This window comes from Achromobacter sp. D7-1, assembly GCF_059760445.1.
Window position 1 is genome coordinate 39,052 of the sequence record NZ_JCBAMT010000031.1, and the last position, 25,614, is coordinate 64,665.

Annotated in this window: 24 protein-coding genes; 14 read left to right on the plus strand and 10 right to left on the minus strand. The window is 68.5% G+C overall.

Going from position 1 to position 25,614, the window contains the following annotated elements:
• Positions 1–8 precede the first annotated feature (8 nt).
• Positions 9–383 carry an MAPEG family protein gene (locus AC6LKD_RS15395; RefSeq protein ID WP_013394136.1) on the minus strand — a complete coding sequence of 125 codons (375 nt, stop codon included), beginning with the start codon at positions 381–383 and terminating at the stop codon, positions 9–11.
• A 141-nt stretch (positions 384–524) separates the two neighbouring features.
• On the opposite strand from AC6LKD_RS15395, the gene AC6LKD_RS15400 reads away from it, so the two are divergent.
• Positions 525–1,373: a CPBP family intramembrane glutamic endopeptidase gene (locus AC6LKD_RS15400; RefSeq protein WP_498116689.1), complete on the plus strand. Its 849-nt coding sequence runs from the start codon at positions 525–527 to the stop codon at positions 1,371–1,373.
• A 16-nt stretch (positions 1,374–1,389) separates the two neighbouring features.
• On the opposite strand, the gene AC6LKD_RS15405 is transcribed toward AC6LKD_RS15400, so the two are convergent.
• The 4 genes from AC6LKD_RS15405 to AC6LKD_RS15420 all read right to left on the minus strand — a co-directional run bounded on the left by AC6LKD_RS15405 (position 1,390) and on the right by AC6LKD_RS15420 (position 5,377).
• Positions 1,390–2,442, minus strand: a complete 1,053-nt coding sequence (locus tag AC6LKD_RS15405) for an alkene reductase (protein ID WP_498116691.1) — start codon at positions 2,440–2,442, stop codon at positions 1,390–1,392.
• A 49-nt stretch (positions 2,443–2,491) separates the two neighbouring features.
• On the minus strand, positions 2,492–2,839 hold the full coding sequence (locus AC6LKD_RS15410; protein ID WP_013394139.1) for an ArsR/SmtB family transcription factor: 348 nt from the start codon (positions 2,837–2,839) through the stop codon (positions 2,492–2,494).
• Positions 2,840–2,953: 114 nt separating this feature from the next.
• A complete protein-coding gene (locus tag AC6LKD_RS15415) occupies positions 2,954–4,363 on the minus strand; it encodes an amidase family protein (protein ID WP_498116692.1) in 1,410 nt (469 codons plus the stop codon).
• 27 nt (positions 4,364–4,390) lie between these two features.
• The gene (locus tag AC6LKD_RS15420) at positions 4,391–5,377 is read right to left on the minus strand and encodes a Bug family tripartite tricarboxylate transporter substrate binding protein (protein WP_013394141.1); all 987 of its coding nucleotides are present in this window, start codon (positions 5,375–5,377) and stop codon (positions 4,391–4,393) included.
• Positions 5,378–5,508: 131 nt separating this feature from the next.
• Between AC6LKD_RS15420 and AC6LKD_RS15425 the strand changes: the two genes are divergently transcribed.
• Positions 5,509–6,450: a LysR substrate-binding domain-containing protein gene (locus AC6LKD_RS15425; protein ID WP_013394142.1), complete on the plus strand. Its 942-nt coding sequence runs from the start codon at positions 5,509–5,511 to the stop codon at positions 6,448–6,450.
• Here AC6LKD_RS15425 and AC6LKD_RS15430 read toward each other — a convergent pair.
• Positions 6,422–7,105, minus strand: a complete 684-nt coding sequence (locus AC6LKD_RS15430; protein WP_498116694.1) for a DUF2238 domain-containing protein — start codon at positions 7,103–7,105, stop codon at positions 6,422–6,424. The two genes, AC6LKD_RS15425 and AC6LKD_RS15430, sit on opposite strands and share 29 nt — an antisense overlap.
• A gap of 2 nt (positions 7,106–7,107) precedes the next feature.
• Positions 7,108–7,524 (minus strand): alternative ribosome rescue aminoacyl-tRNA hydrolase ArfB, encoded by a 417-nt coding sequence (gene arfB, locus AC6LKD_RS15435; protein ID WP_498116695.1) that lies wholly within the window; start codon positions 7,522–7,524, stop codon positions 7,108–7,110.
• Between the two features lie 93 nt (positions 7,525–7,617).
• On the opposite strand from arfB, the gene queE reads away from it, so the two are divergent.
• The 7 genes from queE (at position 7,618) to AC6LKD_RS15470 (ending at position 14,040) form a co-directional block, all read left to right on the plus strand.
• The gene (gene queE / locus AC6LKD_RS15440; RefSeq protein WP_041653863.1) at positions 7,618–8,250 is read left to right on the plus strand and encodes a 7-carboxy-7-deazaguanine synthase; all 633 of its coding nucleotides are present in this window, start codon (positions 7,618–7,620) and stop codon (positions 8,248–8,250) included.
• Positions 8,251–8,278: 28 nt separating this feature from the next.
• A complete protein-coding gene (gene queD, locus AC6LKD_RS15445) occupies positions 8,279–8,722 on the plus strand; it encodes a 6-carboxytetrahydropterin synthase QueD (RefSeq protein ID WP_164793776.1) in 444 nt (147 codons plus the stop codon).
• 193 nt (positions 8,723–8,915) lie between these two features.
• Entirely contained in the window at positions 8,916–9,392 is a 477-nt protein-coding gene (locus AC6LKD_RS15450; protein WP_013394147.1) for a MarR family winged helix-turn-helix transcriptional regulator, read from the plus strand.
• Positions 9,389–11,440: an FUSC family protein gene (locus AC6LKD_RS15455; protein ID WP_498116696.1), complete on the plus strand. Its 2,052-nt coding sequence runs from the start codon at positions 9,389–9,391 to the stop codon at positions 11,438–11,440. The genes AC6LKD_RS15450 and AC6LKD_RS15455 overlap by 4 nt, the downstream gene beginning before the upstream one ends.
• Positions 11,437–11,649, plus strand: a complete 213-nt coding sequence (locus tag AC6LKD_RS15460) for a DUF1656 domain-containing protein (protein ID WP_013394149.1) — start codon at positions 11,437–11,439, stop codon at positions 11,647–11,649. Before AC6LKD_RS15455 ends, AC6LKD_RS15460 begins: the two co-directional genes overlap by 4 nt.
• A gap of 2 nt (positions 11,650–11,651) precedes the next feature.
• Positions 11,652–12,566 carry an efflux RND transporter periplasmic adaptor subunit gene (locus tag AC6LKD_RS15465; RefSeq protein WP_013394150.1) on the plus strand — a complete coding sequence of 305 codons (915 nt, stop codon included), beginning with the start codon at positions 11,652–11,654 and terminating at the stop codon, positions 12,564–12,566.
• Between the two features lie 52 nt (positions 12,567–12,618).
• On the plus strand, positions 12,619–14,040 hold the full coding sequence (locus tag AC6LKD_RS15470; RefSeq protein WP_498116697.1) for an efflux transporter outer membrane subunit: 1,422 nt from the start codon (positions 12,619–12,621) through the stop codon (positions 14,038–14,040).
• Here AC6LKD_RS15470 and ypfH read toward each other — a convergent pair whose 3' ends face one another.
• Complete coding sequence (gene ypfH, locus AC6LKD_RS15475) at positions 14,041–14,745, minus strand: esterase (protein ID WP_013394152.1); 705 nt, start codon at positions 14,743–14,745, stop codon at positions 14,041–14,043. It abuts the gene before it with no gap.
• Between the two features lie 183 nt (positions 14,746–14,928).
• On the opposite strand from ypfH, the gene AC6LKD_RS15480 reads away from it, so the two are divergent.
• The 4 genes from AC6LKD_RS15480 to AC6LKD_RS15495 all read left to right on the plus strand — a co-directional run bounded on the left by AC6LKD_RS15480 (position 14,929) and on the right by AC6LKD_RS15495 (position 22,016).
• Positions 14,929–16,464, plus strand: a complete 1,536-nt coding sequence (locus tag AC6LKD_RS15480) for an amino acid permease (RefSeq protein WP_492275321.1) — start codon at positions 14,929–14,931, stop codon at positions 16,462–16,464.
• A 217-nt stretch (positions 16,465–16,681) separates the two neighbouring features.
• Positions 16,682–17,386, plus strand: coding sequence for a translesion DNA synthesis-associated protein ImuA (gene imuA, locus AC6LKD_RS15485; RefSeq protein WP_498116698.1), 705 nt, complete (start codon positions 16,682–16,684; stop codon positions 17,384–17,386).
• Positions 17,316–18,785 (plus strand): Y-family DNA polymerase, encoded by a 1,470-nt coding sequence (locus AC6LKD_RS15490; protein ID WP_498116699.1) that lies wholly within the window; start codon positions 17,316–17,318, stop codon positions 18,783–18,785. Before imuA ends, AC6LKD_RS15490 begins: the two co-directional genes overlap by 71 nt.
• A 6-nt stretch (positions 18,786–18,791) precedes the next feature.
• Positions 18,792–22,016, plus strand: coding sequence for an error-prone DNA polymerase (locus AC6LKD_RS15495; protein ID WP_498116700.1), 3,225 nt, complete (start codon positions 18,792–18,794; stop codon positions 22,014–22,016).
• A gap of 16 nt (positions 22,017–22,032) precedes the next feature.
• Here the strand turns inward: AC6LKD_RS15495 and AC6LKD_RS15500 are convergent, their stop codons facing one another.
• Positions 22,033–23,319, minus strand: a complete 1,287-nt coding sequence (locus AC6LKD_RS15500) for an SGNH/GDSL hydrolase family protein (protein WP_498116701.1) — start codon at positions 23,317–23,319, stop codon at positions 22,033–22,035.
• 101 nt (positions 23,320–23,420) lie between these two features.
• On the opposite strand from AC6LKD_RS15500, the gene AC6LKD_RS15505 reads away from it, so the two are divergent.
• On the plus strand, positions 23,421–24,326 hold the full coding sequence (locus tag AC6LKD_RS15505) for a LysR family transcriptional regulator (RefSeq protein ID WP_498116702.1): 906 nt from the start codon (positions 23,421–23,423) through the stop codon (positions 24,324–24,326).
• Here AC6LKD_RS15505 and AC6LKD_RS15510 read toward each other — a convergent pair.
• Complete coding sequence (locus tag AC6LKD_RS15510; protein WP_498116703.1) at positions 24,323–25,471, minus strand: YgeY family selenium metabolism-linked hydrolase; 1,149 nt, start codon at positions 25,469–25,471, stop codon at positions 24,323–24,325. The two genes, AC6LKD_RS15505 and AC6LKD_RS15510, sit on opposite strands and share 4 nt — an antisense overlap.
• Positions 25,472–25,614: the final 143 nt, after the last annotated feature.

Genomic DNA, 25,614 nt, shown 5'->3' on the forward strand with positions numbered 1-25,614 from the left:
GCTGCCCCTTAGACGCCGGAGAACAGGATCGCGATGATGAAGCCCACGCTGATCGTCCAGACCAGCGAGCGCAGCGCGCCCCAGCCTGCCAGGTACATGGCCAGATAGCCCAACCGCACGCCCAGCCAGCAGGCCATCAAGGTGGCGACATGCGCGGGCGGCGCCTGGGTATACAGCGCGAACAGCACGGCCGCATAGAAGAACGGCAGCGATTCGAAGGTATTGGTCTGCGCCGCGTTGGCGCGTGCCCGCCAGCCTTCCTGGCGCGCCAGCCAGGCACGCGGATCATTGTTGTCGAACTTCTGTCCGCCCGCCTTGGCGACTATCGCCGATACGAAAGGCAGCAGCGCCGCCGCCAACATCAACCACGCGATCATTTTCATAGTCTGGCTCCCTGGTATCCGGCAGGCGCCAGGATACCTTTGTTCGGGTCACGGCGTCAGGGGATGAGGCGCAGGGTCGAGGCCGTGCGCCTCGCGCCGGGCCGCGTTTACACTCAGCGCTTTCGAGGTTCCTCCACACCCATGCCCCTGCTTAGTCCCTGGTCCGCCCTGTTTCTTGCTGCGGCCATGCTGTGGCCGCCCGCCACGCGGCGCTGGGCGCTGGCGCCGTTGGCCGCCGCCTACGCCTGGGCCTGGGCCGAGGGCGCGATAGAGCCCGTGGCGCTGGCCGGGCCCGCACTGCTGATCCTGGCCGCGGCGCTGGTCCGCCCGGCATCGAACGCAACGGCGCGCACCGCCGGCCACGCGCTCTTCATTGCGCTGGCGGCGCTGCTGTTCCTGCATCTGCTGCCGGGCTTTCACAACCCGCTAGTCATCGCGCCGGCGCCGCTGACTCCGGACGCCGTGCCTTTCGGCATGTACCTGAACCTGGACAAGCCGCTGGTGGCGTTCTGGGTGGTGCTGGCCATGGCGCCGCCGATGGCGGGAACGGATTTCCGCGCAACGCTATCGGCGGCGTTCCTGGCCTGCGCGGCCGCGGTGGCCGTCTGCCTGGGTTGCGCCCTGGCGCTGGGCGTGGTGGGCTGGACGCCCAAATGGCCGCCATCGGGCTGGATCTGGCTGATCAACAACGCCCTGCTGGTAACGCTGGCGGAAGAGGCGCTGTTCCGCGGCTACCTGCAGCAGCGGCTGACGGACTTGTGGAGCGGCCGCGCCTGGGGGCCGTGGGCGGCATTGATCATCGCGGCCGTGCTGTTCGGCCTGGCGCATTACGCTGGCGGTTGGCAGTGGATGCTGCTGGCCAGCCTGGCGGGCGCGGCCTACGGCCTGGCCTACCGCTACGGCGGCCTGGCCGCGGCGGTGCTGGCGCATCTGGGTCTGAACGCGGCGCACTTCGGCTTGTTCACCTATCCGATGCGCGCCGCGCTCTGAAGGCTGGGCCTTTCATCTACGCCAGTGCCGGATAGTCGGTATAGCCGCCCGGGCCCGGCGCATAGAACGTGGCCGGGTTGGGCCGGTTCAGCGCCGCCTTGAGTTCGAAACGGCGCGCCAGGTCCGGGTTGGCGATGTACTGCACGCCGAAGGCCACGGCATCGGCCCGGCCCGCGGCAATGGCAGCCTCGGCGGACTCGCGGCCGAACCCTTCGTTGGCGATGTAGGTCCCGCCGAATTCGGCCTTGAGCATCCGGCCCAGGCTATCGGCGGCTTCGTATTCGCGCACGCACAGGAAGGCGATGCCGCGCTTGCCCAGTTCGCGCGCCACATAACCGAACGTGGCGGCGGGGTTGGAATCGCCCATGGTGTGGATTTCCCCGCGCGGCGACAGATGCACGCCCACGCGGCCCGCGCCCCATACCGATATACAGGCATCCACCGCTTCCAGCAGCAGCCGCGCGCGGTTTTCCAACGAGCCGCCATAGGCGTCAGTGCGGTGGTTGGTGCTGTCCTGCAGGAACTGGTCCAGCAGATAGCCGTTGGCGGCATGCACTTCCACGCCGTCGAAACCGGCCTCCATGGCCATCTTCGCGCCATGGCGGTAAGCCTCGACCACGCCCGGAATCTCGGCCGTTTCCAGCGCGCGCGGCGTGACGTAGGCGCGCTGCGGGCGCACGTGGCTGACGTGGCCCTTGGCAGCGATGGCGCTGGGCGCCACGGGCAGTTCGCCGTCCAGGAACATGGGATCGGAAATGCGGCCCACGTGCCAGAGCTGCGCCACGATCAGGCCGCCGGCCTGGTGCACGGAGGACGTGACCTTGCGCCAACCCTGAACCTGCTCGGGAGTCCACAGGCCAGGCGTGTCGGCATAGCCCACGCCTTGCGGCGTGACGGCCGTGGCTTCGGTCAGGATCATGCCGGCGCCGGCGCGCTGGGTGTAGTACTCGACCATCAGCTCATTGGGCACGCGGCCCGGGCTGGAATGCATGCGCGTCATGGGCGCCATGACGATGCGGTTGCGCAGCGTCAGATCGCCTGCGCGCAGGGGTTCGAAAAGTTGGCTCATGCGTAAATCCTTGGCCCCTGCTCTGGGGCCGCTGGCGACGTAGCGGGGGCTACATATCCTGGTTCAAGCGCCGCAGGAACGCGGCGATTACGGCTTCGTTGCGACGGTAGAAGATCCACTGCCCCACCTTGGTGGCCGATATCAGGCCCGCGCGCTGCAAAACGGCCAGGTGCGAGGACACGGTGGACTGTGACAGTCCGCAGCGTTCATCGATGTGGCCCGCGCATACGCCATGCTCCAGCGTATGGCCCGGGCGCTCTTCGAAGTACGCATGCGGCGTCTTCAACCACGTCAGGATGTCGCGCCGTACCGGATTGGCCAGCGCCTTGAGGATGGCGTCGGCGTCGACGGCAGGTAGCGCGGCGGCGGAGTCTGGGCTGGGAGTGGGGGCAGTCATATTCAAATATCGCAATTTACCGAATCTTATATCGGAACTATTCGATATATAGTCATGCCCCTGCGGTGGTCAGGGCTATCCGCCCCGGCGGCGCCCTTCCCCGTGCCGTACCGCTCAGACCGGGCACCGGTCCAACACGGACCATCCCGCGCGCGCCTCGATGGCCTCGCCCGCGGCCAGGCACAGGTCTTCCCGGAAACGCCCCGCCACCAGCTGGACGCCCATCGGCACGCCGTCCGCCAGGCCGACGGGGACCGACAAGCCCGGCAAGCCGAGTATCGCGGTCGAGACCAGCGGGCTCTGGGCGCGCAGCATGTCGCCCATGGCCGCGTCGCCTTGCTGGTCCTGGTCGATCGGGAACGGGCGTTCGAACGACACCGGCATGAGCAGAACCGGATAGCGGTCGAAGAACGCGCCCCACTCCCGCAGGAGCGTGGTGCGCACGGCCAGCGCCAGCACCAAGCCGTCCTTGTCCAGGGACGAGGTGTGGGCCAGCATGCTGCGGTACGCGCGCTGGATCGCCGCGTCGCCGGCGCGCTCGATTTCGCGGCCCATGGAGCCGGACGCCTCGTTCATCAGCACATTGCGCCAGAGCTCGGCAGCCTCCTCGAACCTGGGCGGCGCCGCCGTTTCGACGATGTAGCCGGCGTCTTCCAGGCTTTTGGCGGCACGCAGCAAGGCGTCCACTACGGCGGGATCGGGCTGCAAGGCCGAGGTGCCGCAGAATAGCGCCACCCGCCGGCTATCGCCGGGCCGCCGCAGATCCAGCGGCGCCGGCACCCACCACGGATCGCGGGTATCGCCGGCGGACATGGCTTCCAGGCCCAGCCGCAGGTCGGCGATGCTGCGGCCCAATGGCCCCTGGGTCGCAGCCAGTTGGGAGGCGACCGGACGCTCCGACTTCTGGGTGGCGTTGTAGGCCGGCACCCGGCCTTGCGATGGCCGCAGCCCCGCCACGCCGCAGGCATAGGCCGGGTAGCGGATCGATCCGCCCTGGTCGCTGCCGTGCGCCAGCGGGCCCATGCCCAGGGCGGCGGCGACGGCCGCGCCGCCGCTGGATCCGCCCGGCGTGCGCGCGGCATCGAATGGGTTGAGGGTCCGGCCATGCAGGTCGTTGTCCGAGAACCAGCGCCAGGAAAATGCCGGGACGTTGCTGCGGCCGATCACGACCGCGCCCGCCTTGAGCCAGTTGTCGACCGCCGGATTGTTCTCGCGGGCAATAAGGTCACGGTACGCGACGACGCCATTGGTCGTGGCCGATCCCGCCAGATCGGCATTGGCCTTGATCGTCACTGGCACGCCGTGCAGGAGGCCTAACTGCGCCCCCTCGCGCACCGCGGCGTCGGCGGCGTCGGCCGCCTTCAGGGCCTGCTCGGCGCAGATCTCGGTCAGCGGATTGAAGACCGGGTTGAGTTGCTCCGCCCGTTGCAGGCAGCTCTGCACGGCTTCGCGGCTGGAAACTTCCCGCTTGCGGATGGCAAGGGCCAGGTCGACGGCGCTCCAGCGCCAGAGTTCGTTCGTCATGATGGCTCCGGATGATTGTGAACGCGGTCAGTCGGCCGACGCGCCGGAGCGCTTCACCATTTCGCCCCAGCGCGGAATCTCGGTGGCGATGAGGCTGGCGAATTGTTCAGGCGTGGAAGGCGTCGCGTCGACGGACAGCGTTTCATTGAGCTTGAGGACCGCGGGATCCCGCAGCGCCTTGGCGATGGCGGCGTTGAGCTTGTCGATGATGGGCTTGGGAGTGCCGGCGGGTGCGACGATGCCGCCCCAGGACACCACTTCGAATCCCTTCAAGCCGGATTCGTCGACGGTAGGCACGCCCGGCAGGACCGGCACGCGCGCAAGGCTGGTCGCGCCCAGCACCTTGACTTGGCCGGAGCGGATGAAGGGCAGCACGCCCGCAACGTTGTCGATCATCACGTCGAGCTGGCCGCCCACGATGTCGCCCACCGCCTGCTGGCCGCTCTTGTAAGGGACGTGCAGCATGGTCGTGCCGGTTTCGCTCTTGAGCATTTCTCCGGCCAGGTGGGCGCTGGAACCCACGCCCAACGAACCGACGCTGACCTTGCCCGGATGTTGCCTGGCATAGCTGATCAGGTCCTGCACATTGCTTGCCGGGAAGTCGTTGCGGGCGATCAGCACCAGGGCATTGCTGATGGCAAGGCTGATGGGCGCAAGGCTGCGTTGCGGGTCATAAGGCAGCTTCGAATACATGCTCTTGTTGATCGCCAGCGTCACCAGATTGCCGAAGCCTATCGTGTAGCCGTCCGGCGCCGCCGCGGCCAGGGCCTGGGTGCCGACGATGCCGCCCGCCCCGCCGCGGTTGTCGACGATCACCGGCTGGCCCAGTTCGCGCCCCAGGGCATCGGCTATCGGCCGCAGCACCACGTCGGGCCCGGATCCCGCCACATACGGCACGATCAGCTTGACCGGCCGCTCGGGCCAATCCGCCTGGGCCGTGCCGGCGCCGGCCGCTCCCAGCAAGGCAAAGCACAAAGAAATGGCCTGACGGACACGAGGGGAAAAGATCTGCATGGCTTGCTCCTGAACTGAAGTACGGGACTGCACCGAGTCTTGTCGTCGTGAAGCTTAGAGACCGCCCGCGCTGCGCATAAGGCTATTTCTTTGTTAAGGTGACAACTTCAAGTTGTCGCTATCGAGGGCGCATGAAAGACCACCATCTCCGGGCTTGGCTGAAGGTCGCCGAACTGCGCAGCATCCGGGCCGCCGCCCGCAGCCTGCACCTGAGCCAGGCCGCGGTGACCAAGGCCATCAAGGAACTGGAAACCGAACTCGAAGCGCCGCTGCTCACGCGCAGCCCCCAGGGCATCGAGGTCACCGAATGCGGCGCGCACCTGACGGTGCGGGCGCAACTCGCCCAGGCCCAACTCTCATTGGCGCGCCAGGACATCCGCCAACTGCTCAGCGGCGCCCAGGCGCGGGTGGCCGTGGGCGTGACGCCCATGGTGATGCTGAGCGTGCTGCCCGAGGTGCTGAGCGATTTCAGGCAAAGCATGCCCGCGGCCAAACTCAAGGTTTCGGAAGGCTTGCTGGCGGCGGTCCTGCCCGCGCTGCGCAACGGCACGCTGGATTTCGCGTTGGCGTCCAGCATGGCGGACAACCATGGCGGGCAGGAATTCGACTTCGAGGAACTGCGGCCGCTCGAATTCATGGTCGCCTGCCGCCGCGGGCATCCGCTGGCGGGCGCCACGCGATGGCACGACATCGCGGGCTGCGAATGGCTGCTCAACACCTCGGGCGGCAGCCACACCGACGCCTTTCTGCAAGGCTTGCGCGCAAACGGTCTGAAGCCACCCGAACGCGTCATCGACTGCGATACGTTCGGGGTGATGTGGAACCTGATGGTCCGCAGCGACGCGTTGATCGTCTGCCCGGCGGGCATGCTCGATATCCCGCCCTACGGCGCTGAAGCCAGCCAAATCCTGACGGAGGCGCCCATGCCGGTCGCCAGCATAGGCATCATGACGCTGCGGGGGACGCCACTGTCGCTGGCGGCGTCCACCATGGCGGACCTGTTCCGGCGCCGCATCCAGCGACTGACCCAGGCAGGTGCCGTAGCTAACCGCCAGGCTGGCGGCGCGGCTTGAGACTGTCGGCCCAATCGCGCGCCAGGTCACGGCGGGCGCGCCGGTTGACCAAAGCGGTGATAGCCATGGCGATGACCGCGCCCCCGGCCGCCAGCGCCATGTCCTTCTGCGCGTCCCAGATGTCGCCCTGCGTGCCCAGATAGGCCGCTCCCAGCTCGCTGCCCACGGTGGCGGCGGCGCCCCATTCCAGCAATTCGTAGAGCGCCGAGGTCGACAGCGTAACGTCCATGGGCAGGAAGTAGGCCCAGAAGCCCCGCACCTCGACCACGCGCAGGAAGATCTCGCGGATGGGATAGGCCAGCAGCAGGCCGTAGGAAAAATGCACCACGCGGTCGAAATTATTGCGTTCCCAGCCAATCATGCCGTTGAAGCTGTGGCCCGTCAGCGCCCGCCACCAGTCGTCATAAGGCACCAGCGAATAGGTGTAATGCGCGCCGACCGCATGCAGGCACAGGTAAAGAAAGATCAGCGTGTACGAGGTCCGCGAAAACACGAACCAGCGGCGCGTGAAGAACAGCGCCGCGCCGAAAGCCAGCACCAGCGCGTTCTCCAGGGCCCAGTCCGCGCGGTCGTGCGGCGCGATGGCCAATGCCGTCCAGATGAGCGCGAACAGCGCGCCCAGCGTGTACAGGTAGCGCCGGCGCGGGTCGGCCACGGTCAGTCTCCCTGGACCCGGCCGCGCAGGCGCTTGACTTCGCCGTGCAGCACCTTGCGCTGCACGCGCCGGCGTTGCGAGGCGCGGGTGGGCTTGGTCGGGCGGCGCGGCTTGTCGGTGCGCGCCGCCGCGCGCACCATGGAGATCAGGCATTCGATGGCTTCGGCGCGGTTCTTTTCCTGGCTGCGGAACGCCTGCGACTTGATGACGATGACCCCGTCCTTGGAGACGCGGTGATCGCTCAACGCGCACAACGCTTCCTTGATTTCCTCGGGCAGGTTGGAGGCGCGCACGTCGAAACGCAGGTGCACAGCGCTGGACACCTTGTTGACGTTCTGGCCGCCCGCGCCCTGGGCGCGGATCATGGTGAACGCCAGGTCGCGTTCATCGAGGTAGATGGAATCTTGGACGTGAAACATAGGCCGCAAGTATAGATGCGCCGCGCAAAGTAAAATAATGCGCTTTTGCCTGATTTATCCGAGGTCCGGCCTTATCCGGCCGCCGGCACCACCATGACTTATTCCGCCAAAGAAATCTTCAAGACGCTGCAGGGCGAAGGCGCCCACGCCGGCCGCGCGGCGGTTTTCTGCCGCTTTGCCGGCTGTAACCTCTGGACCGGCCGCGAAAGCGACCGCGCCAGCGCCGCCTGCACCTTCTGCGACACCGACTTCATCGGCACTGACGGCGAAGGCGGCGGCAAGTTCGCCACGCCCGAGCTGCTGGCCGACGCCATCGCCGCGGCCTGGGGCCCCGGCGCCACTGACCGCTACGTGGTCTTTACCGGCGGCGAACCGCTGCTGCAGCTGGACGCGCCCCTGCTGACTGCCGTGCACGCGCGCGGCTTCACCATTGCCATCGAAACCAATGGCACCATCAAGCCGCCCGCCGGCATCGACTGGATCTGCGTCAGCCCCAAGGGCACGGCGCCCGTGGTCCTGGAACGCGGCGACGAGCTCAAGCTGGTCTATCCGCAAGCCAACGCGCGCCCCGAAGCCTTTGCGCACCTGGACTTCGACCACTTCTTCCTGCAACCCATGGACGGCCCCGCGCGCGCGGCCAACACCGAGCAAGCTGTCCAGTACTGTATGCAGCACCCGCAATGGCGGCTCAGCCTGCAGACCCACAAATACATAGGCATTCCATGATTTACCCTTGCCCCCTGCGGAGCGCGCCATGATTTCCGTGACCCGCAGGCTGGAGTTCGACGCCGGCCACCGCATTCCCGACCACCGCAGCCAGTGCCGCAACCTGCACGGCCACCGCTATGTGCTGGAAATCACCCTGACCGGCGACGTGGTGCAGGCGCCCGGCGAGTCCGACAACGGCATGCTGATGGATTTCTCCGAAATCAAGCACATCGCCAAGACCCACATCGTGGACGTCTGGGACCATGCCTTCCTGGTCTATGAAGGCGACGCCGCGGTGCGCGGCTTCCTGGACAGCCTGCCCGGCCACAAGACCGTGGTGCTGGACCGCATCCCCACGGCCGAAAACCTGGCCGCCATCGTCTTCGAGACCCTGGCGCCGCACTATCACGGCCACTACGGCGCCGAACTGCGCCTGACCCGCGTGCGGCTGTACGAAACGCCCAACTGCTGGGCGGACTGCAACGGCTGAACGCCGGGCGCGGCCGCCGCTGCCGCGCCCGATTTGCGCCCGAGTCGCCTCCGCGACACCAAATTCCTAGCCGCGCTCTCCGGCTTTCCATAGCTGGAAAGTCCGCCCCCTATTTTCCCGATTGAGAAAATCCATGGAGATAATCGCCATTTTCAATTATTAGTAAGCTAATAGATAGGATACAATCTATTCCATGAACACGCCCACCGACTCCCAGCTCATGGCCACCACCTCTGCCCTGATGGTGCTGTCGCGCGCCTACCGCGGCGCCGCCGACAAAGCCCTGGCCGACTACGGCCTGTCCCAGGCCACCGCCTGGCCCGTGATCCTGGCCGGCCGGCTGGGAGACGGCGTGCGCCAGGGCGCATTGGCCGAGGCGCTGGGCGTGGAAGGCCCCTCGCTGGTGCGGGTGCTGGACCAGTTGGTCGCCGCCGGCCTGATGGAACGCCGCGAAGACCCGCACGACCGCCGCGCCAAGACCCTGCACCTGACCGACGCCGGCCAGGCGCTGCGCGCCACGGTCGAGGACGTGCTGGTCGACCTGCGCCGCCGTCTGTTCCGCGGCGTGAGCGAAGCGGATCTGGAAGCCTGCCTGCGGGTCTTCGACAGCCTGAAAGTCACCCTGGGCCGCGGCGGCGCGGGCACCCAGCCACAGGACGAACAAGCGTGAAACTCCCCAACGTCCGCGAATCCATCTTCTCGCTCAAGAGCTACCTGAGCGCCATCATGGCGCTCTACCTGGCCTACAGCATGGGTTTGCCGCGTCCGTTCTGGGCCATGACTACGGCCTATGTGGTAGCCCAGCCCTGGTCGGGCGCGGTGCGCTCCAAAGCGCTGTACCGCTTGGCCGGCACCTTCTTCGGCTCGGCCGCCACCGTCTACCTGGTGCCGCGGCTGTCGAATTCGCCGGTGGTCATGACCGCCGCCATGGTGCTGTGGGTGGGCGCCTGCCTGTACCTGTCGGTGCTGGACCGCACTCCGCGCTCCTACCTTTTCATGCTGGCGGGCTACACCGCCGCGATGATCGGCTTTCCCAGCGTGACGGCTCCTGCCCTGGTGTTCGACACCGCGCTCGCCCGCGTCGAGGAAATCAGCCTGGGCATCGTCTGCGCCACCCTGATCCACAGCATCGTGCTGCCGCGCGGCCTGGCCCCGGCCCTGACGCTGATGCTGGACAAGGCCGTGCGCGACGCCCGCAACTGGATGCACGACACGCTCAGCGGCCAGGCCACCGAACAGAAGGACCGCGACCGTCGCGTGCTGGCCAACGACATCACCCAGTTGCGCCTGATGTCCACCCACGTGCCTTTCGACACCAGCAACCTGCGCTGGACCTCGGGCGCGGTGCGCGCCATGCAGGACCAGATCGCGGCCCTGACGCCTACCGTGTCCGCCGTGGAAGACCGCATGCGCGCCCTGCAGGCCGGCGGCCAGCCGCTGCCGGAGCCAGTCTCGGCCCTGCTGGCAGACATCTCCGAATGGATCAACGCCGGCGCCCAGGCCACGCACGAGACCGCGGTGCAGTTGCGCGCCACCGCGACCCAACTCACGCCCGCCATCGACAGCCGCTCCAGCTGGCGCGACGTGTTGCTGGCCAGCCTGATGACGCGGCTGCGCGAACTGGTCGACACCTATGACGAATGCCTGGCGCTGCGCCGCGAGATCCGCGCAGGCCTGGCCGGCGCGCCGCTGCGCGCGCCGCGCTCCAAGCCCGCGCCCAACGCCGCGCTGCACCGCGACCGCGGCATGGCGCTGCTGTCGGCCCTGGCCGCCGGCGTGGCCATTTCAGTCTGCTGCGCTTTCTGGATCGGCACGGCCTGGAGCAACGGCGCCACCGCCGCGCTCATGGCCGCCATCTTCAGCTGCTTTTTCGCGTCGCAGGACAACCCCGTCCCCGGCATCATGCAGTTCCTGACCTACACGGTGTATTCGATTCCGTTGTCGGCGCTGTACCTGCTGGGCATCATGCCCGCCCTGCACTCGTTCGAAATGCTGGCCCTGGCCATGCTGCCCACGACCTTCGTGCTGGGCATCTTCATCGCCCGTCCGGCCACGGCCGGCAAGGCCATGGCGATGCTGTTCGGCTTCCTCGGCACCATGGCGCTGCAGGACACCAACACCGCCGACATCGTGTCGTTCATCGACACGCAGGTCGCGCAGTGCATGGGCGTGGCCACGGCGGCCATCATCGCCGCCATCTTCCGCACCGTCAGCGCCGACTGGAGCGCGCGCCGCATCCAGGCCGCCAACTGGAAGGAACTGGAAACGCTGGCAAGCTCGCCGCGCGCGCCCTCGCGCCATACCTATGCCGCCCGCATGCTGGACCGCATCGGCCTGTTGCAGCCACGCCTGGCGCTGGCCCAGCGTCCGGACGATGTCGTGGCCGCCGACGCGCTGAAGGACCTGCGCGTGGGCCGCGACATCACCGAACTGCAGCGCGCCCGGCGTCACCTGCCCATGGCGGAACCGGCCATCCAGCCGGTCTTGGACGGTCTGGCCCGATTCTTCCACGCCCGCTCGGCCTGGCAAGTCGGCGAGAAGACGCCCGAGTTCCTGGCGCAGATCGACCGCGCGCTGGCCAGCGTGGCCGCCACGCCCCCGGGCGCCGCCGCCCGCGACCGGGCCGTGGTCGCCCTGGTGGGCCTGCGCCGCGCGTTCTTCCCCGACGCGCCCGACTACCAACCCGCCCATCCCACCCTGGAGGGCCAAGCATCATGATCGGCGAATTCAATCTTTACGGCGTCTATTTCCCCTGGCTGCTGGTGCTGGGCGTGGTGACCCTGGGCGTAGCCTGGGCGGTGCGCCGCGTGCTGGCCCGCGCCGGGCTGTACCGCCTGGTGTGGCACCCCGCGCTATTCGACCTGGCGCTGTTCGTGGTGCTGCTGTACGGCGTATCCCTCATTTCCCCCTATTTACTCCAGAGATAAGCATGAAACTCCCCAATGCCCTGCGCCCCGCAGCCATCGGCAAGTTCGCGGTGACCGCCGTCGTCGTCGCCGCGGCCGCCTACGCCGGCTGGCAGCTCTGGGTGCACTATGAAGTCGAACCCTGGACCCGCGACGGCCGCGTCAAGGCCTACGTGGTGCAGGTGGCGCCCGATGTCTCCGGACTGGTGACCAGCGTGCCGGTGCACGACAACCAGGACGTCAAGGCTGGCGACGTGCTGTTTGAAATCGACCGCGCGCGCTTCCAGCTGGCCTTTGATCAGGCCCAGGCCTCGGTGCGGTCGGCGCAGGTGGCGCGCGATCAGGCGGTGCGCGACGCCAAGCGCAACCGCTCGCTGGGGCAATTGGTCGCCGCCGAGGCGCTGGAACAAAGCCAGACCAAGCTGCAGCAGACCGAAGCCGCGCTGGCCCAAGCCGAAGTGCAGCTCAATACCGCGCGCCTGAACCTGGACCGCAGCCGGGTGCTGGCCGTCAACGACGGCCGTGTCACCAACCTGGACCTGCGCGCCGGCTCCTACGCCACCGCCGGCCGCGGCGTGATGGCGCTGGTGGATTCCGGTTCGTTCTATGTCGAAGGCTATTTCGAGGAAACCAAGCTGCCCGGCATCCACGAGGGCGATCCCGTCACCGTGACGCTGATGGGCGATTCGCACCATATCCGCGGCCACGTGGAAAGCATCGCCATGGGCATCGCCGACCGCGACCGCAGCACGGGTGCCAACCTGCTGCCCAACGTCAATCCCACGTTCAACTGGGTCCGCCTGGCGCAGCGCATTCCAGTGCGCGTGAAGATCGACGACGTGCCGGAAGGCGTGCGCCTGGTGGCCGGCCAGACCGCCACCGTGTCGGTGGATTCCGGCCCGGCCCATGCGCTGAACGAGGCTCACCAGCCGTCCTGATCGCCGTTTTTTTCAACCTCTCACCCCTAATCGACGCACAGCCGTAATTGCCATGAACACCAGACACCTCCTGCCGCTGCTGCTGGCCCTGACGCTGGCCGGATGCACCACCGTGGGCCCTGACTATCAGGTGCCCGCCGGATCGGTGGCCGAGCGGCAGAGCGCGCAAACGCCTTTCACGGAAGCGCGCAACGCGGCCTTCCGGCAGGATGCGGTGCCTGGCCACTGGTGGCGTCTGTACGACGATCCCGTGCTGGACGGATTGGTGGAGAAAGCCCTGGCGGCCAACACCGACCTGCGCGTCGCCAGCGCCAACCTGGAACGCGCCCAGGCCGCGGTGAAGGAAACCCAGGCGCAGCAACAGCCCACGATCGGCGTCAATGCCTCGCCCACTTTCGGCCACGTGTCGGGCTTGCAGGAGCTGCAACCCGGCATCGATCCGCCCAACCGCTGGTCCTATTCCATGGGCGCCAGCGTGTCGTATCAGCTGGATCTGTTCGGCCAGATCCGCCGCGCCGTGGAAGCGGCCAGCGGCGACGAGCAGGCCGCGCAGGCGGCCTACGACGCCACCCGCGTCACCGTGGCCGCCGAGACCGCCCGCGCCTACGCCAATATGTGCGCGGCCGGCATGCAACTGGCTTCCGCCCAGCATTCGGTGCAAGTGCAGAAGCAATCGCTGGACGCAGTGGACCGGCTGCAACGCGCCGGCCGCGGCACCACACTGGACGTGACCCGAGCCCGCAGCCAGCTACAACAATTGCAGGCCAACCTGCCGCCGTTCCAGGCCCAGCAGCGCACGGCTCTGTACCGATTGGCGGCGCTGACCAGCCAGACGCCGAGTGAAATCTCGCCCGCGCTGCTGCAATGCGCCCAAGCGCCGCGCCTGACCGAGACCATCCCCGTGGGCGATGGCGCCGAACTGCTGCGCCGCCGTCCGGACATCCGCCAGGCCGAGCGCACGCTGGCCGCGTCCACCGCCCGCATCGGCGTGGCCACGGCCGACCTGTATCCGAAAATCTCGCTGGGCCTGTCGTCCGCCTCGGGCGGACCGGCCAGCATGTTCGGCGACCGCGGCACCTTCAGCTGGAGCGTCGGTCCGCTGATCTCCTGGACCATCCCCAACACCGGCGCCGCGCAAGCCCGTATCGCCGAGGCCCAGGCCAGCACCAAGGCCGCGGCGGCGCGTTTCGACGCCACCGTGCTGAACGCCCTGCGGGAAACGGAAAGTGCCTTGGTGGTCTACGCGCGCCAGCTGGACCGCGACGCCGCCCTGCGCGCCGCGCGCGACCAGAGCGCCGAGGCGGCCTCGCAGGCCAGCCGCCTGTTCCAGTACGGCAAGACCGACTACCTGACGGTGTTGGACGCCGAACGCACGCTGGCTACCAATGAAAGCGCGCTGGCCGCCTCGCAGGCCGACCTCAGCAACGACCAGATCGCGCTGTTCCTGGCGCTGGGCGGCGGCTGGGAAAAGTGATCAATGCACCGAGGCGCCGTCCGGCGGCGTCTGGTTCAGGCCCAGCGCGGCCTCCCAGCTGCGCAGCGGCACGCAGGTCTTCAGGCGCACGATGGCGCGCTCGATCAGGGCCGGATGCAGCGCGTGCCCCACATTGCTGGCGATATCGATGGTCGAATCCCCATGCAGTTCGCTCAGGCGCGCCTGGGCGGCCTGGATGTGGTCCACGCTCATGATGGGATCGGCCTCGCCATGCAGCAGGTGCAGCGTGGTGTACTGCGGCGCGGACTTGGGCAACTGCGCATAGCGGCCTGAAAACGCGATCACGCGGCCAGCCATGCCGTCGTGCGCCTGCACCAGTTCCAGCGCCATGATGGCGCCCTGCGAAAAACCCGCCAGCGCCGTGTCCGATTGCAGCAGGCCGAAGCGCGCCTGCGCCTCGCGCATATAGGCTTCCAGGGGCGGCAGCGCCCGCGCCACGCGCTCGGGGCGGTTTTCCTCGGTCACGCCGCGCACCGAGAACCATTGCCGGCCCTCGCCACCGCCGTCGAAGGGCTCGAAACCCTGGGGCACCAGCACCGCCGCGCTGGGGAACGCCGCGCGCACCGCCTGCGCCAGGGGCTGCATGTCAGCGGGGGTGCCGCCCACGCCGTGCAGCAGGATGAACAGCTGGCGCACGTCGACGCCGGCATCGGGAAGGAATTCGATAGAAGAGGAAGACGCCATGAAACCGCTCCGTGCTGGCTGGGGCCGCCGAACAGCCCCGGAATAGCCGCATTGTAAAATGCGCGCCTTGAAGCAACCTTTGCCGCACCGCCACGGACCGGCTGGCTTGCGGCGTTGCCCGGCGGGCAGGCCCGCATGCCCGTGCCTGATGGGTCCGCCGCCCCGGCAACCACCTACCCAGCAATGCAAACTCCGACGACAGAATCCGGCGCCACGCCTGCCAGCCAGAACCAGCTGCATCGCGTGCTCAAGGCGCGCCACCTCACGATGATAGCGTTAGGTGGCGCCATCGGCACCGGCCTGTTCGTGGCCTCCGGCGCCGCCATCGCCCAGGCCGGCCCGGGCGGCGCGCTGATGGTCTACCTGGCCATCGGCCTGATGGTCTACTTCATCATGACCAGTCTGGGCGAACTGGCCACCTTCATGCCGGTATCGGGCTCCTTCTGCACCTATGCCTCGCGCTATGTGGATGGCGGCTTCGGCTTTGCGCTGGGCTGGAACTTCTGGATCAGCTGGGCCACGGTCGTGGCGGTGGACGTGGTCGCCGCGCAACTGGTCATGGCGTACTGGTTCCCCGACACGCCCGGCTGGATCTGGAGCGTGGCCTTCCTGGCCCTGACCTTCGGCCTGAACGCCTTCTCCGCGCGCAGCTTCGGCGAGGCCGAATACTGGTTCGCCATCATCAAGGTCGTCGCCGTGCTGTGCTTCATCGGCGTCGGGCTGGCGATGCTGGTCGGCATCATCCACGGCGGCACCACGGTAGGCCTGGCCAACTGGACCATCGGCGACGCGCCCTTCGTGGGCAACGCGGCCACCTGGGTGGGCGTGGCAATGGTGGTGGCCTATTCGTTCCAGGGCACCGAACTGGTGGCCGTGGCTGCCGGCGAATCCGAGAACCCCCGCCGCAACGTGCCGCGCGCGATCAACCACGTGTTCTGGCGCATTCTGCTGTTCTACGTGCTGGCCATCCTGATCATCGGCCTGCTGCTGCCCTATACCGACCCGCAACTGCTGCGCAACGAAGTGGAAGACATCGCGGTCAGCCCCTTCACGCTGGTATTCCAGCACGCGGGGCTGCTGTCGGCGGCCACGGTGATGAACGCGGTGATCCTGACCTCGGTGCTGTCGGCCGGCAATTCCGGCATGTACGCGGCGACGCGGATGCTGTTCAACATGGCGGTGGAAGGCCAGGCGCCCGCCCTGTTCCGGCGCGTCACTCGCAGCGGCGTGCCGCTGTACGCGCTGATGGCCACCGCGCTGCTGGCCTGCCTGTGCCTGTTCAGCCTGGTATACAGCCCCAAGGCGGTCTACATCTGGCTGCTGAACTTCGCCGGCATGACCGAATTCATCGTGTGGCTGAGCATCGCCGTCAGCCATTACCGCTTCCGCCAGGGCTATGTGAAGCACGGCTACGACACCGCCGACCTGCCCTACAAGGCCGGCCTGTTCCCCTTCGGCCCCCTGCTCGCCTTCGTCCTGTGCCTGCTGGTCACGCTGGGCCAGAACTACCAAGCCTTCCTGCAGGACCGCATCGACTGGATCGGCGTGATCTCCACCTACCTGGCGATTCCGCTGTTCCTGGCCTTGTGGATCGGCCACCGGCTGGTGCGCAAGTCGCACTGGATCCGGTACGAGGATATGCGGTTTTATGGGCTGGATCTGGATCGCGCGGCGGGGACGGAGACCTCGGTATCTACTGCGGAGAACGCCCGGGCTTGACCGTGGATCCGCGTGCCTGAAGCGACTAACATCGCACTCAACACGGCCCACCCCTCTGCATCGAAAGGTGTACGGGTGGGTTTTCTTTTGGGCCACGGCGTTACCGGCGCAAAACTATTCGCGGCACGCTCCGCCCCTTTTAACTACTGTATATACATACAGCTATAATGATGCATCGGCCACTACCCCGGTTCCTGCCATCCAGGAACCGATTGCCATGCAGTCCCCAGAACGTATCCATCCCGCGTTGTGGCGCGCCACCCAGTTGGCCCAAAGCGCCGCCCGCACCCTGCCCACCGGGCATGCCGCCCTGTCCGCCGAGCTGCCGGACGGCGGCTGGCCGCTGGGTTCCCTGATCGAATTGATGGCCCCGCACCCCGGCATCGGCGAAATCCGCCTGCTGCGTCCGGCGCTGGCCCAGCTGGAAACACGCCGCGCCATCGCCCTGGTGCAGCCGCCGCACGCGCCCCACATCGCCAGCTGGATGAGCTGGCGACTGGATCCGCGCCAATTGCTCTGGGTCGCGCCGGAAAAACCCGTGGACGCGCTCTGGGCCGCCGAACAGATCCTGAAGAACGGCAGCTGTGGCGCCCTGATCTGCTGGCTACCCCACGTGCGCCCCGAATCCCTGCGCCGCCTGCACCTGGCCGCCCAGGCCAGCGACCTGCTGTTCATCGCCGTGCGCCCCAGCAGCGCGGCGCAGAACGCCACGCCCGCCCCCTTGCGGCTGGCGCTTGCGCCGGCCGCGGGCGGCCTGTCCGTGCACATCCTGAAGCGCCGCGGGCCTGCCTGCGACACCCCGCTATACGTGGGCCTGGAATCGGGCGCCACCACACCTGTTACTCCCCGCCATGCGCCTCTGGATCGCCGCCTTCCTGCGCTGCCTGCCGCTGGACGCACTGCGCCCGCACTGGCCGCTTGAGGGGCAGGCGTTCGCGGTCCTGGAACAGGAACGCGTCGCCGCCCTGACGCCCGCCGCCCGCCGGGCCGGCGTCAAGCCGGGCATGCGCCGCGCGGGCGCGGCCGCCATCGCCCCCGAGGTCGAGCTGCTGCCCCGCGATGTCCAGGCCGAGGCCGAAGCATTACAGGGCGCGGCGCTGGCCTTGCTGCAATACACCCCTGAAGTCGCGCTGGCCGACGGCGACACCCTGCTCCTGAACGTAGGCGCCAGCCTGATGTTCTTCCGCGGTCCGAAGGCCCTGCACCGCAGGGTGGCCGCCACCCTGCACGCGCTGGACCTGCGCGCCTCGCTAGGCATGGCGCCCACCGCCGCCGGCGCCTGGCTGCTGGCGCGCAGCCCCGGCCGGCGCGCGCCCCGGCGCACCCTGACCCTGCCCACGCTGACCCGGCGGCTGGACGCCCTGCCGCTCACCCTGCTGCCGCAGGCGCAGACCCGCCGCGACTGGCTCGACGACATCGGCTGCCATACCCTGGCGGACCTGCGCGCCCTGCCGCGCGCGGGCCTGCAACGGCGCAGCGCCCCCGAACTGCTCCAGGCCCTGGACGCCGCCTACGGCCAGGCGCCCGAACTGCACCGCTGGATCGAACCGCCACACCAGTTCTCGCGCCGCATCGAACTCACCGACTACGTCGAGCACACCGACGCGGTGCTGACGGTGGCGCGCCGGCTGGCCGAACAGCTGGGCGGCTGGCTCAGCGCCCGGCAACTGGCGGTGCGCCGCGTGGTGCTCAGCATGGAGCACGAACGCGGCCGCCACGCCCGGCCGCCCACCGAACTGGAGCTGGCCCTGGCCCAGCCGGTGTGGCAGGCGCCGCAGATCCTCCACCTGCTGCGGGAAAAGCTGGCCCGTTTCACGCTGGAAGCGCCCGTAATCGCCGTGATGCTGCTGGCGCCCGACACGGTCGAGCAGCCCGCCGCCAGCACCACCCTGTTCCCCGAGCCCGGCGGCACGCCCGCCGACCATGCCCGGCTGCTGGACCTGCTGGTCGCGCGGCTGGGCCGCGACCAGGTGCGCCACGCCCATCCGGTTCCCGATCACCGCCCCGAGGCCGCCAACGCCTGGGGCGACGCGCTGTCGCCGCCCCAGCGGCCCACCCCCCTGCCCGTCTTGCTGGACCGACCCTTCTGGCTGCTGGACCCGCCGTTACCCTTGAAGCTGTCCGGCCATCGCCCGCAGTACGGCGGCCAGGCGCTGCGGCTGATGCGCGGCCCGGAACGCATCGAAAGCGGCTGGTGGGACCCGGCCCTGACCGTGCGCGACTACTTCGTCGCCGAGGACGCCGCCGCCGCGCGCTACTGGATCTACCGCGAGCGCGACGACGAGCACGCCCGCTGGTTCCTGCATGGGCTCTACGCCTGAAGCGGCATGCGCATGGACGACGACAATACCCCCGGCATCCTGGCGCAGCTGCCCGGCTACGCCGAGCTGCAATGCCAGTCCAATTTTTCTTTCCTGCAGGGCGCTTCGCACCCCGAGGAACTGATCGACCGCGCCGCCGAGCTGGGCTATGCCGCCCTCGCCATCACCGACGAATGCTCGCTGGCGGGCGTGGTCCGCGCCCACGTGGAGGCCCGCGCCCGCAAGCTGCCGCTCATCATCGGCGCCACCTTCCAGCTGCGTGCCGCGCCCGACGCCGCGCCGCTGGGCCTGACCCTGCTGGCGCAGACGCGCGAGGGCTACGGCAACCTGTCCGAATTGATCACCCTGGCCCGTACCCGCGCGCCCAAGGGCGAATACCGGCTGGCGCCCGAAGACCTCACCGATCCGCCCGCGGGCTACGCCCATCTGCGCCACCTGCCCGAATGCCTGGCCATCCTGAGTCCCGCCTACGGCACCGATGCCGACCGCATGGCCGAGCAGGCGCGCTGGCTGGCGCGCGTCTTCCCCCACCGCGCCTGGGTCGGGCTGACCCTGCTGCACCGCTCCCGCGACGACCTGCACCGCGCCGCGGTCGAACACGCCGCGCAGGCCGCGGAACTCTCCATCGTGGCGCTGGGCCAGGTACAGATGCACCTGCGTTCACGCAAGCCGCTGCACGACACGCTGACCGGCATCCGCACCCGCCAGCCGGTGTCGCAATGCGGCTACGAACTGTCCGGCAACGCCGAGCAGCACCTGCGCACGCGCATGCGGCTGGCCAACCTGTACCCGCCGCAAGCGATGGCCCAGACGCTGGCCGTGGCCCGCCGCTGCGCCTTCTCCTTGGACGAGCTGCGCTACGAATACCCGGACGAGATCATTCCGCGCGGCCACACGCCGGCGACCTATCTGCGCCAGGAAACCCTAGCCGGAGCCGCCCGCCGCTTTCCTTTGGGCACGCCGGACAGCGTCACCACGCAGATCGAAAAAGAACTGGCCCTGATCACGGACCTGCACTACGAAGCCTATTTCCTGACGGTCTACGACATCGTCCAGTTCGCCCGCGGCCAGGGCATCCTGTGCCAGGGCCGAGGGTCGGCCGCCAACTCGGCCGTCTGCTATTGCCTGGGCATTACCGAAGTGGACCCGGTGCGCGGCAACAACCTGTTCGAACGCTTCATCAGCAAGGAACGCAACGAACCGCCCGACATCGACGTGGACTTCGAGCACCAGCGCCGCGAAGAGGTCATCCAGTACATCTACGGCAAATATGGCCGCGAGCGCGCCGCGCTGACCGCCGTGGTCATCTCCTACCGCCCGCGCAGCGTGTTGCGCGATACCGGCAGCGCGCTGGGCGTGGACCTCGGTGTCATCGACGCCGTGGCGCGCGCCCACCAATGGTGGGACGGCAAGAAGGAAATGCTGCGCACCCTGGGCGCCTGCGGCCTGGACCCGGAATCGCAGGTGGCGCGGCACTGGGCATCGCTGGCGCAGACGCTGATGGGCTTTCCGCGCCACCTGTCGCAGCACCCCGGCGGCTTCGTGATTTCACGCGGCAAGCTGTCGCGCCTGGTGCCCATCGAGAACGCCGCCATGGCAGACCGCAGCGTCGTGCAATGGGACAAGGACGACCTGGACGCACTCGGCCTGCTGAAGGTGGACGTGTTGGCGCTGGGCATGCTGTCGGCGCTGCGCCGCACGCTGGAGCTGGCCGGCCAGCGCCGCGGCCAGCCCTTGCGGCTGCAAGACATCCCGCCGGACGACACGCCCACCTACGACATGATCTGCGACGCCGACACCATAGGCGTGTTCCAGATCGAATCCCGCGCCCAGATGACCATGCTGCCGCGCCTGCGTCCGCGCCAATACTACGATCTGGTGGTGCAGGTGGCCATTGTGCGGCCCGGCCCGATCCAGGGCGGCATGGTCCATCCCTACCTGCGCCGCCGCCAGGGCAAGGAGCCCGAAACCTATCCCAGCGAAAAAGTGCGCGGCGTGCTCAGCCGCACCATGGGCGTGCCCATCTTCCAGGAACAGGTCATGCAGATCGCCGTCGTGGCCGCCGGCTTCACGCCCGGCGAGTCCGACCAGTTGCGCCGCTCCATGGCGGCCTGGAAGCGCAAGGGCGGCGTGGACAAATACCGTACCAAGCTGGTCGGCGGCCTGCTGGCCCATGGCTACAAACTGGATTTCGCCGAGGCGCTGTTCCGCCAGATCGAAGGCTTCGGCGAATACGGCTTCCCCGAAAGCCACGCCGCCAGCTTCGCCCTGCTGGCCTATGCCAGCTCGTGGCTCAAGCGGCACGAGCCCGAAGCCTTCCTGGCCGCCCTGCTCAACTCCCAGCCCATGGGCTTCTACGCCCCCGCGCAACTGGTGCAGGACGCCCGCCGCCACGGCGTCTGCGTGCTGCCGCCGGACGTGACGATCAGCGGCTGGGACTCGGCGCTGGAAACCCTGCCCGAAGGCCACCCCGGCGCCCGCCGTACCACGCATCCGCACGCCCCCTCCACCGACGGCCCCCGCCCCGCCGTCAGGCTGGGACTGAGCCTGATCCAGGGCATGCGCGAAGACGCCGCCCGGCGCATCGAGGACGCGCGCGCTACCGCACCCTTTGCCGACACCGGCGACCTGGCCCGCCGTGCCGCGCTCAACCGCCATGACCTGAACGCCCTGGCCGCCGGCGACGCCCTGCGCACCCTGGCCGGCCATCGCCGCCAGGCCAGCTGGGAAGCCGCCGCCAGCGTGCAGAGCCGCGACCTGCTGCGCGACGCCGCCATCCAGGAAACCCAGGCGCCGCAACTGTCCGCCCCCTCCGAGGGCCAGACCGTGACGGCCGACTACCGCAGCGTGGGCCTGACCCTGCACAGCCACCCCGTGGCCCTGCTGCGCCCCCAACTGGCGGCGCGCAATTTCCAGCCCGCCTCGGTGTTGAACGGCTACCCCGACAAGCGCGTGGCGCGCGCCTGCGGCATCGTCACCGTGCGCCAGCGCCCGCAGACCGCCAAGGGCGTGATCTTCGTCACGCTGGAAGACGAGACCGGCCCCGTCAACGTGGTCGTGCGTACGGAACTCATCGAACGCCAGCGCCGGGAACTGTTGGGGGCCTCGCTGCTGGGCGTCTATGGATCCTGGCAAAGCGTGGACGGCGTGCGCCACCTGATCGCGCAACGCCTGGTGGATTTGTCCGAACTGCTGGGCGACTTGAACACCCAGAGCCGCAATTTCCACTGACCGCTCCGGACGCATCTCAATCGCCGAACAGCGTGGCCAGATCCAAGGCCTGCGCCATGGCCTGGTAGCCGGCATCGTTGGGATGCAGGTGATCGCCCGAGTCATACGCGGGCAGCAGCCGCGCCGGATGCGCCGGATCGCGCAGCACCGCGTCAAAATCCACCACCGCGTCGAACACGCCGCTTTCGCGAATCCAGCGGTTCACCTCCCGCCGCACCGCGTCCTTCGCCGGGTTGTAGTGGCCCGACAGCGGCGTGCCGTGCAGCGAGCCTGCATACGGCGCGATGGTGCCGCCCACGATGCGCACGCCGCGCAGGCGGGCGGCCTCTGCCAGTTGCCGGTAGCCCTCGGTCAACCTTGCCGCCGTCATGGGCGCGTCGTCCGGCGCGAAGCCGCTGTCCGGCCAACCGATGTCATTGATGCCCATCATCATCACCACCGTGCGCACGCCAGGCTGCGACAGTACGTCGGCATCGAAGCGCGCCATCGCGTTCACGCCCATCTTGTCGCCCCAGACCCTCGCGCCCGAAATGCCCGCGTTCGCCACGCCCATGCCCTGCGGTGCCAGACGGCGCGCCAGAAAGTCCGGCCAGCGGCGATTGGCGCCGGGCGTCGAGCCATTGCCATCGGTCAAGGAATCCCCAAACGCCACCACCACCGGCGCGCGCGACGGGCTCTCGACCCAGATCCCGGCCAGGAAAGCCCGGCCTTGCAGCGCCTGGGCATCCGGCAGCTCCGCCGCCGCCGTGGCATCGCCCCGCACCAGGGCACCGGTCTGCTGCGCACCCCAATGGAAGGTCGTCACCGGCGTGGCCTGCGGGAAGTAGAGGCTGACGGCCAGCTCGGCCAGCGCGGCTACCGGCAGGTCCACCGGATCGCTGACGACCTGCGCGCCCGGCGCCACCGTCACGCTTGGCCGACCGCCAAAGGCCAGTCCGCGGCTGGACGCCGGACTGATCTTTGAAGGGCCGGAGGCCAAGGCAACGCTGGCCGCCCCGATCTCCAGGGGCTGCGTGCCATAGCGGTTGGACAACACCACCCGCAGGCGCGGTCCGCCCACGCTGAGCATCAAGGTCTGGCGCAGCGTCTGGCCGCGCAATTCGGCCGGCATTTCCGTGGGCAGCACGAAGGAATCCTCCCACAGCGGTTGCGGGCTGGCGAACCAGGAACTGACCCAACTGGAACGCGCGGCATCGGCCTGAACAGGAGGCTGCGCCGCGATGGCGGCGGACGGGGCCAGGACCGAAAGGCCACCGGCCAACGCAACGGCCGAAACCAGGGAATGAAGATTGAAGCGATTCATGACGACTCCAGAAAAAGAGAAAGTGACGTCACGATAGGTTCTTCCCAATTTCACCGGTAGAACCCTAAACTGCATACCACTTCTTCCAAAAAGGACTGACCATGGATACCCTGCGCGCCATGCGGGCCTTCGTCCGCGCCGTGGAGCTGGGCACCTTGTCGGCCGTGGCCCGCGAACAGTCGCTGAGCCAACCGGCCCTGAGCAAGATCGTCGCCGCGCTGGAAAAGGACCTTAACGTGCGGCTGCTGGAACGCAGCACCACCCGCGTCGTACCCACCGAGCAAGGCAAGCGTTTCTACGAGCGCGCCACCCGCGTGCTGGAGGAATATTCCGAAGCCGTCGCCGACGCCCGCGGCCAGACCGAAAAGCCCGCCGGCTTCCTGCGCATCAACGCGCCCGTGGCGCTGGGCCAGTTCCGCTTGAATGCACTGGTCCGCGAGTTCCTGGACGAATACCCCGACATCCAGGTCGAACTGATCCTGAACGACCGGTTCGTGGACCTGGTGGAAGAAGGCGTGGACGTGGCGCTGCGCCTGGGCGGCAACCTGCCGCCCAACGCCATCGCGCGCAAGGCGGCCGAGTCGCCGCGCTACCTGGTGGCAGCCCCCTCCTACCTGGCGCAGCGCGGCAAGCCCCGCGCGCCCCGCGACCTGGCCACCCACGAATACGTGCGCTTTGCCTGGTTGGCTGCCGGCGACACCCTGGAACTGCACCAGGGCGCGACCCTCGCCACGGTCCAGACCCAGGGGCGCTTCCGCGTCAACAACGCCCTGGCCATCCGCGAAAGCCTGGCCATGGGCGCCGGCATCGGACTATGTCCCGCCTGGCTGGTGCAGGACCTGATCTCCAGCGGCGAACTGCTGCGCGTCCTGCCCAAATGGGCCGCCACGCCGCAAGAGGCCTTTCTCATCTACCCGTCGCGCCGCTACCAGTCGCTGCGGGCGCGGCTGCTGATCGACTTCCTGACTGACCGGCTGGCCCGCCTGCCCGGAATGCAGGCGCCTTAACCGCAGACAGCGCGCACCAGATTCCGGTAAATGTCGCGCGCGCCTTCCAACTGTTCCAGCGCGATGGATTCGTCGATCGTGTGGGCGTCTTCTTCATTGCCCGGCCCCAATCCTATCGTCGGGATACCGCGGCGTCCGGCCGATTCCGACCCGTTGGTGCAGAACGCCCAGCTGCCCACCACCGGATCCCGGCCGCTGCCGTTGACCGCCGTGCGCGCAGCCTGCAACAAGCTGGCCTGCGCATCGCAACGCCAACCCGGCAACCAGCGCAGCGGCGTGGCGTGCTGCCCGGTATAGGTCGCCACTTGATCCTCGCTGACCTGCAGGGTGAAGTCGGACAGGCCATGCGCCGCCAGATGCCCGCGGATCTGCGCCAACACGTCCTCCAGGCGTTCGCCCGACACGGTGCGCCGGTCAAAACGTATCGTCGTCGAAATCGGAATCATGGAAATCGACGGGTAAGGATGCGACACGATGTCCGTCGGCACCAGCAGCGCCTGGCCCAGCACCTCATCGTGCGGCAAAGGCAAGCTCTCCAGGACCGCCAGCGCCCGGGCCGCGGCATGCAAGGGATTGACGCCAATGTGCGGCGTCGCGGCATGGGCCGGCTTGCCGTGGAAGGTCAGCAGCAACTCCACCCGTCCCTTCTGCCCCGCCTTGATCTGCAATTTCGAGGGCTCGCAGATAACCACGGCCTGCGGCTCACAGATGTCCAGCACCGAAGCCAGCGCATGCCCTTCGATGACTTCCTCCAGCACGCTGGCCGACACCGCCACGCGGCGCTTCAAGCCATCCCGCGCGGCCTCCGCCACGCCGCAAATCGCCGCGGCGATGCCACCCTTCATGTCGGTGCTGCCGCGCCCATACAGCCGCCCATCCCGGATCTCGGCGCCGAACGGATCGAAGCGCCACTCGCCCGCCACCGGCACCACGTCCATGTGCCCGTCGAACAACAGGGCCACGTCCCCATCCTCGGGACCGATCAATCCCAGCACCGAGCCATTGCTATCGGTCGTGACCGAACTGAAGCCCGCCTCCCGCATGGTCGCGGCCATCAGCGCCGCCATCTCGCCTTCCTTGCCCGAAAGGCTCGGAACCCGCACCATCGCCTGCGTCAATGCAACTACGTCCAGAGTCATCATCATTCCTGTCTGAGAGTGGCGGGGGCGGCGCGCCCGCCGGCGGGGGGGGGGGCCGCGCCCCCCCGGTGGCCCGGCCCCTCCGCACGCCGCAACCCAGCCCCCCCCCCCCCCACGGCGCGCGGGCGGGGGAAAAAAAGCCCCCACCG

Excerpts from the sequence above, each read along its gene's own strand:
- AC6LKD_RS15395 (WP_013394136.1), bottom strand. The coding sequence starts at position 383 with ATGAAAATGATCGCGTGGTTGATGTTGGCGGCGGCGCTGCTGCCTTTC.
- AC6LKD_RS15400 (WP_498116689.1), top strand. The coding sequence starts at position 525 with ATGCCCCTGCTTAGTCCCTGGTCCGCCCTGTTTCTTGCTGCGGCCATG.
- AC6LKD_RS15405 (WP_498116691.1), bottom strand. The coding sequence starts at position 2,442 with ATGAGCCAACTTTTCGAACCCCTGCGCGCAGGCGATCTGACGCTGCGC.
- AC6LKD_RS15410 (WP_013394139.1), bottom strand. The coding sequence starts at position 2,839 with ATGACTGCCCCCACTCCCAGCCCAGACTCCGCCGCCGCGCTACCTGCC.
- AC6LKD_RS15415 (WP_498116692.1), bottom strand. The coding sequence starts at position 4,363 with ATGACGAACGAACTCTGGCGCTGGAGCGCCGTCGACCTGGCCCTTGCC.
- AC6LKD_RS15420 (WP_013394141.1), bottom strand. The coding sequence starts at position 5,377 with ATGCAGATCTTTTCCCCTCGTGTCCGTCAGGCCATTTCTTTGTGCTTT.
- AC6LKD_RS15425 (WP_013394142.1), top strand. The coding sequence starts at position 5,509 with ATGAAAGACCACCATCTCCGGGCTTGGCTGAAGGTCGCCGAACTGCGC.
- arfB (WP_498116695.1), bottom strand. The coding sequence starts at position 7,524 with ATGTTTCACGTCCAAGATTCCATCTACCTCGATGAACGCGACCTGGCG.
- queE (WP_041653863.1), top strand. The coding sequence starts at position 7,618 with ATGACTTATTCCGCCAAAGAAATCTTCAAGACGCTGCAGGGCGAAGGC.
- queD (WP_164793776.1), top strand. The coding sequence starts at position 8,279 with ATGATTTCCGTGACCCGCAGGCTGGAGTTCGACGCCGGCCACCGCATT.
- AC6LKD_RS15450 (WP_013394147.1), top strand. The coding sequence starts at position 8,916 with ATGAACACGCCCACCGACTCCCAGCTCATGGCCACCACCTCTGCCCTG.
- AC6LKD_RS15460 (WP_013394149.1), top strand. The coding sequence starts at position 11,437 with ATGATCGGCGAATTCAATCTTTACGGCGTCTATTTCCCCTGGCTGCTG.
- AC6LKD_RS15465 (WP_013394150.1), top strand. The coding sequence starts at position 11,652 with ATGAAACTCCCCAATGCCCTGCGCCCCGCAGCCATCGGCAAGTTCGCG.
- AC6LKD_RS15470 (WP_498116697.1), top strand. The coding sequence starts at position 12,619 with ATGAACACCAGACACCTCCTGCCGCTGCTGCTGGCCCTGACGCTGGCC.
- ypfH (WP_013394152.1), bottom strand. The coding sequence starts at position 14,745 with ATGGCGTCTTCCTCTTCTATCGAATTCCTTCCCGATGCCGGCGTCGAC.
- AC6LKD_RS15480 (WP_492275321.1), top strand. The coding sequence starts at position 14,929 with ATGCAAACTCCGACGACAGAATCCGGCGCCACGCCTGCCAGCCAGAAC.
- imuA (WP_498116698.1), top strand. The coding sequence starts at position 16,682 with ATGCAGTCCCCAGAACGTATCCATCCCGCGTTGTGGCGCGCCACCCAG.
- AC6LKD_RS15490 (WP_498116699.1), top strand. The coding sequence starts at position 17,316 with ATGCGCCTCTGGATCGCCGCCTTCCTGCGCTGCCTGCCGCTGGACGCA.
- AC6LKD_RS15495 (WP_498116700.1), top strand. The coding sequence starts at position 18,792 with ATGCGCATGGACGACGACAATACCCCCGGCATCCTGGCGCAGCTGCCC.
- AC6LKD_RS15500 (WP_498116701.1), bottom strand. The coding sequence starts at position 23,319 with ATGAATCGCTTCAATCTTCATTCCCTGGTTTCGGCCGTTGCGTTGGCC.
- AC6LKD_RS15505 (WP_498116702.1), top strand. The coding sequence starts at position 23,421 with ATGGATACCCTGCGCGCCATGCGGGCCTTCGTCCGCGCCGTGGAGCTG.
- AC6LKD_RS15510 (WP_498116703.1), bottom strand. The coding sequence starts at position 25,471 with ATGATGATGACTCTGGACGTAGTTGCATTGACGCAGGCGATGGTGCGG.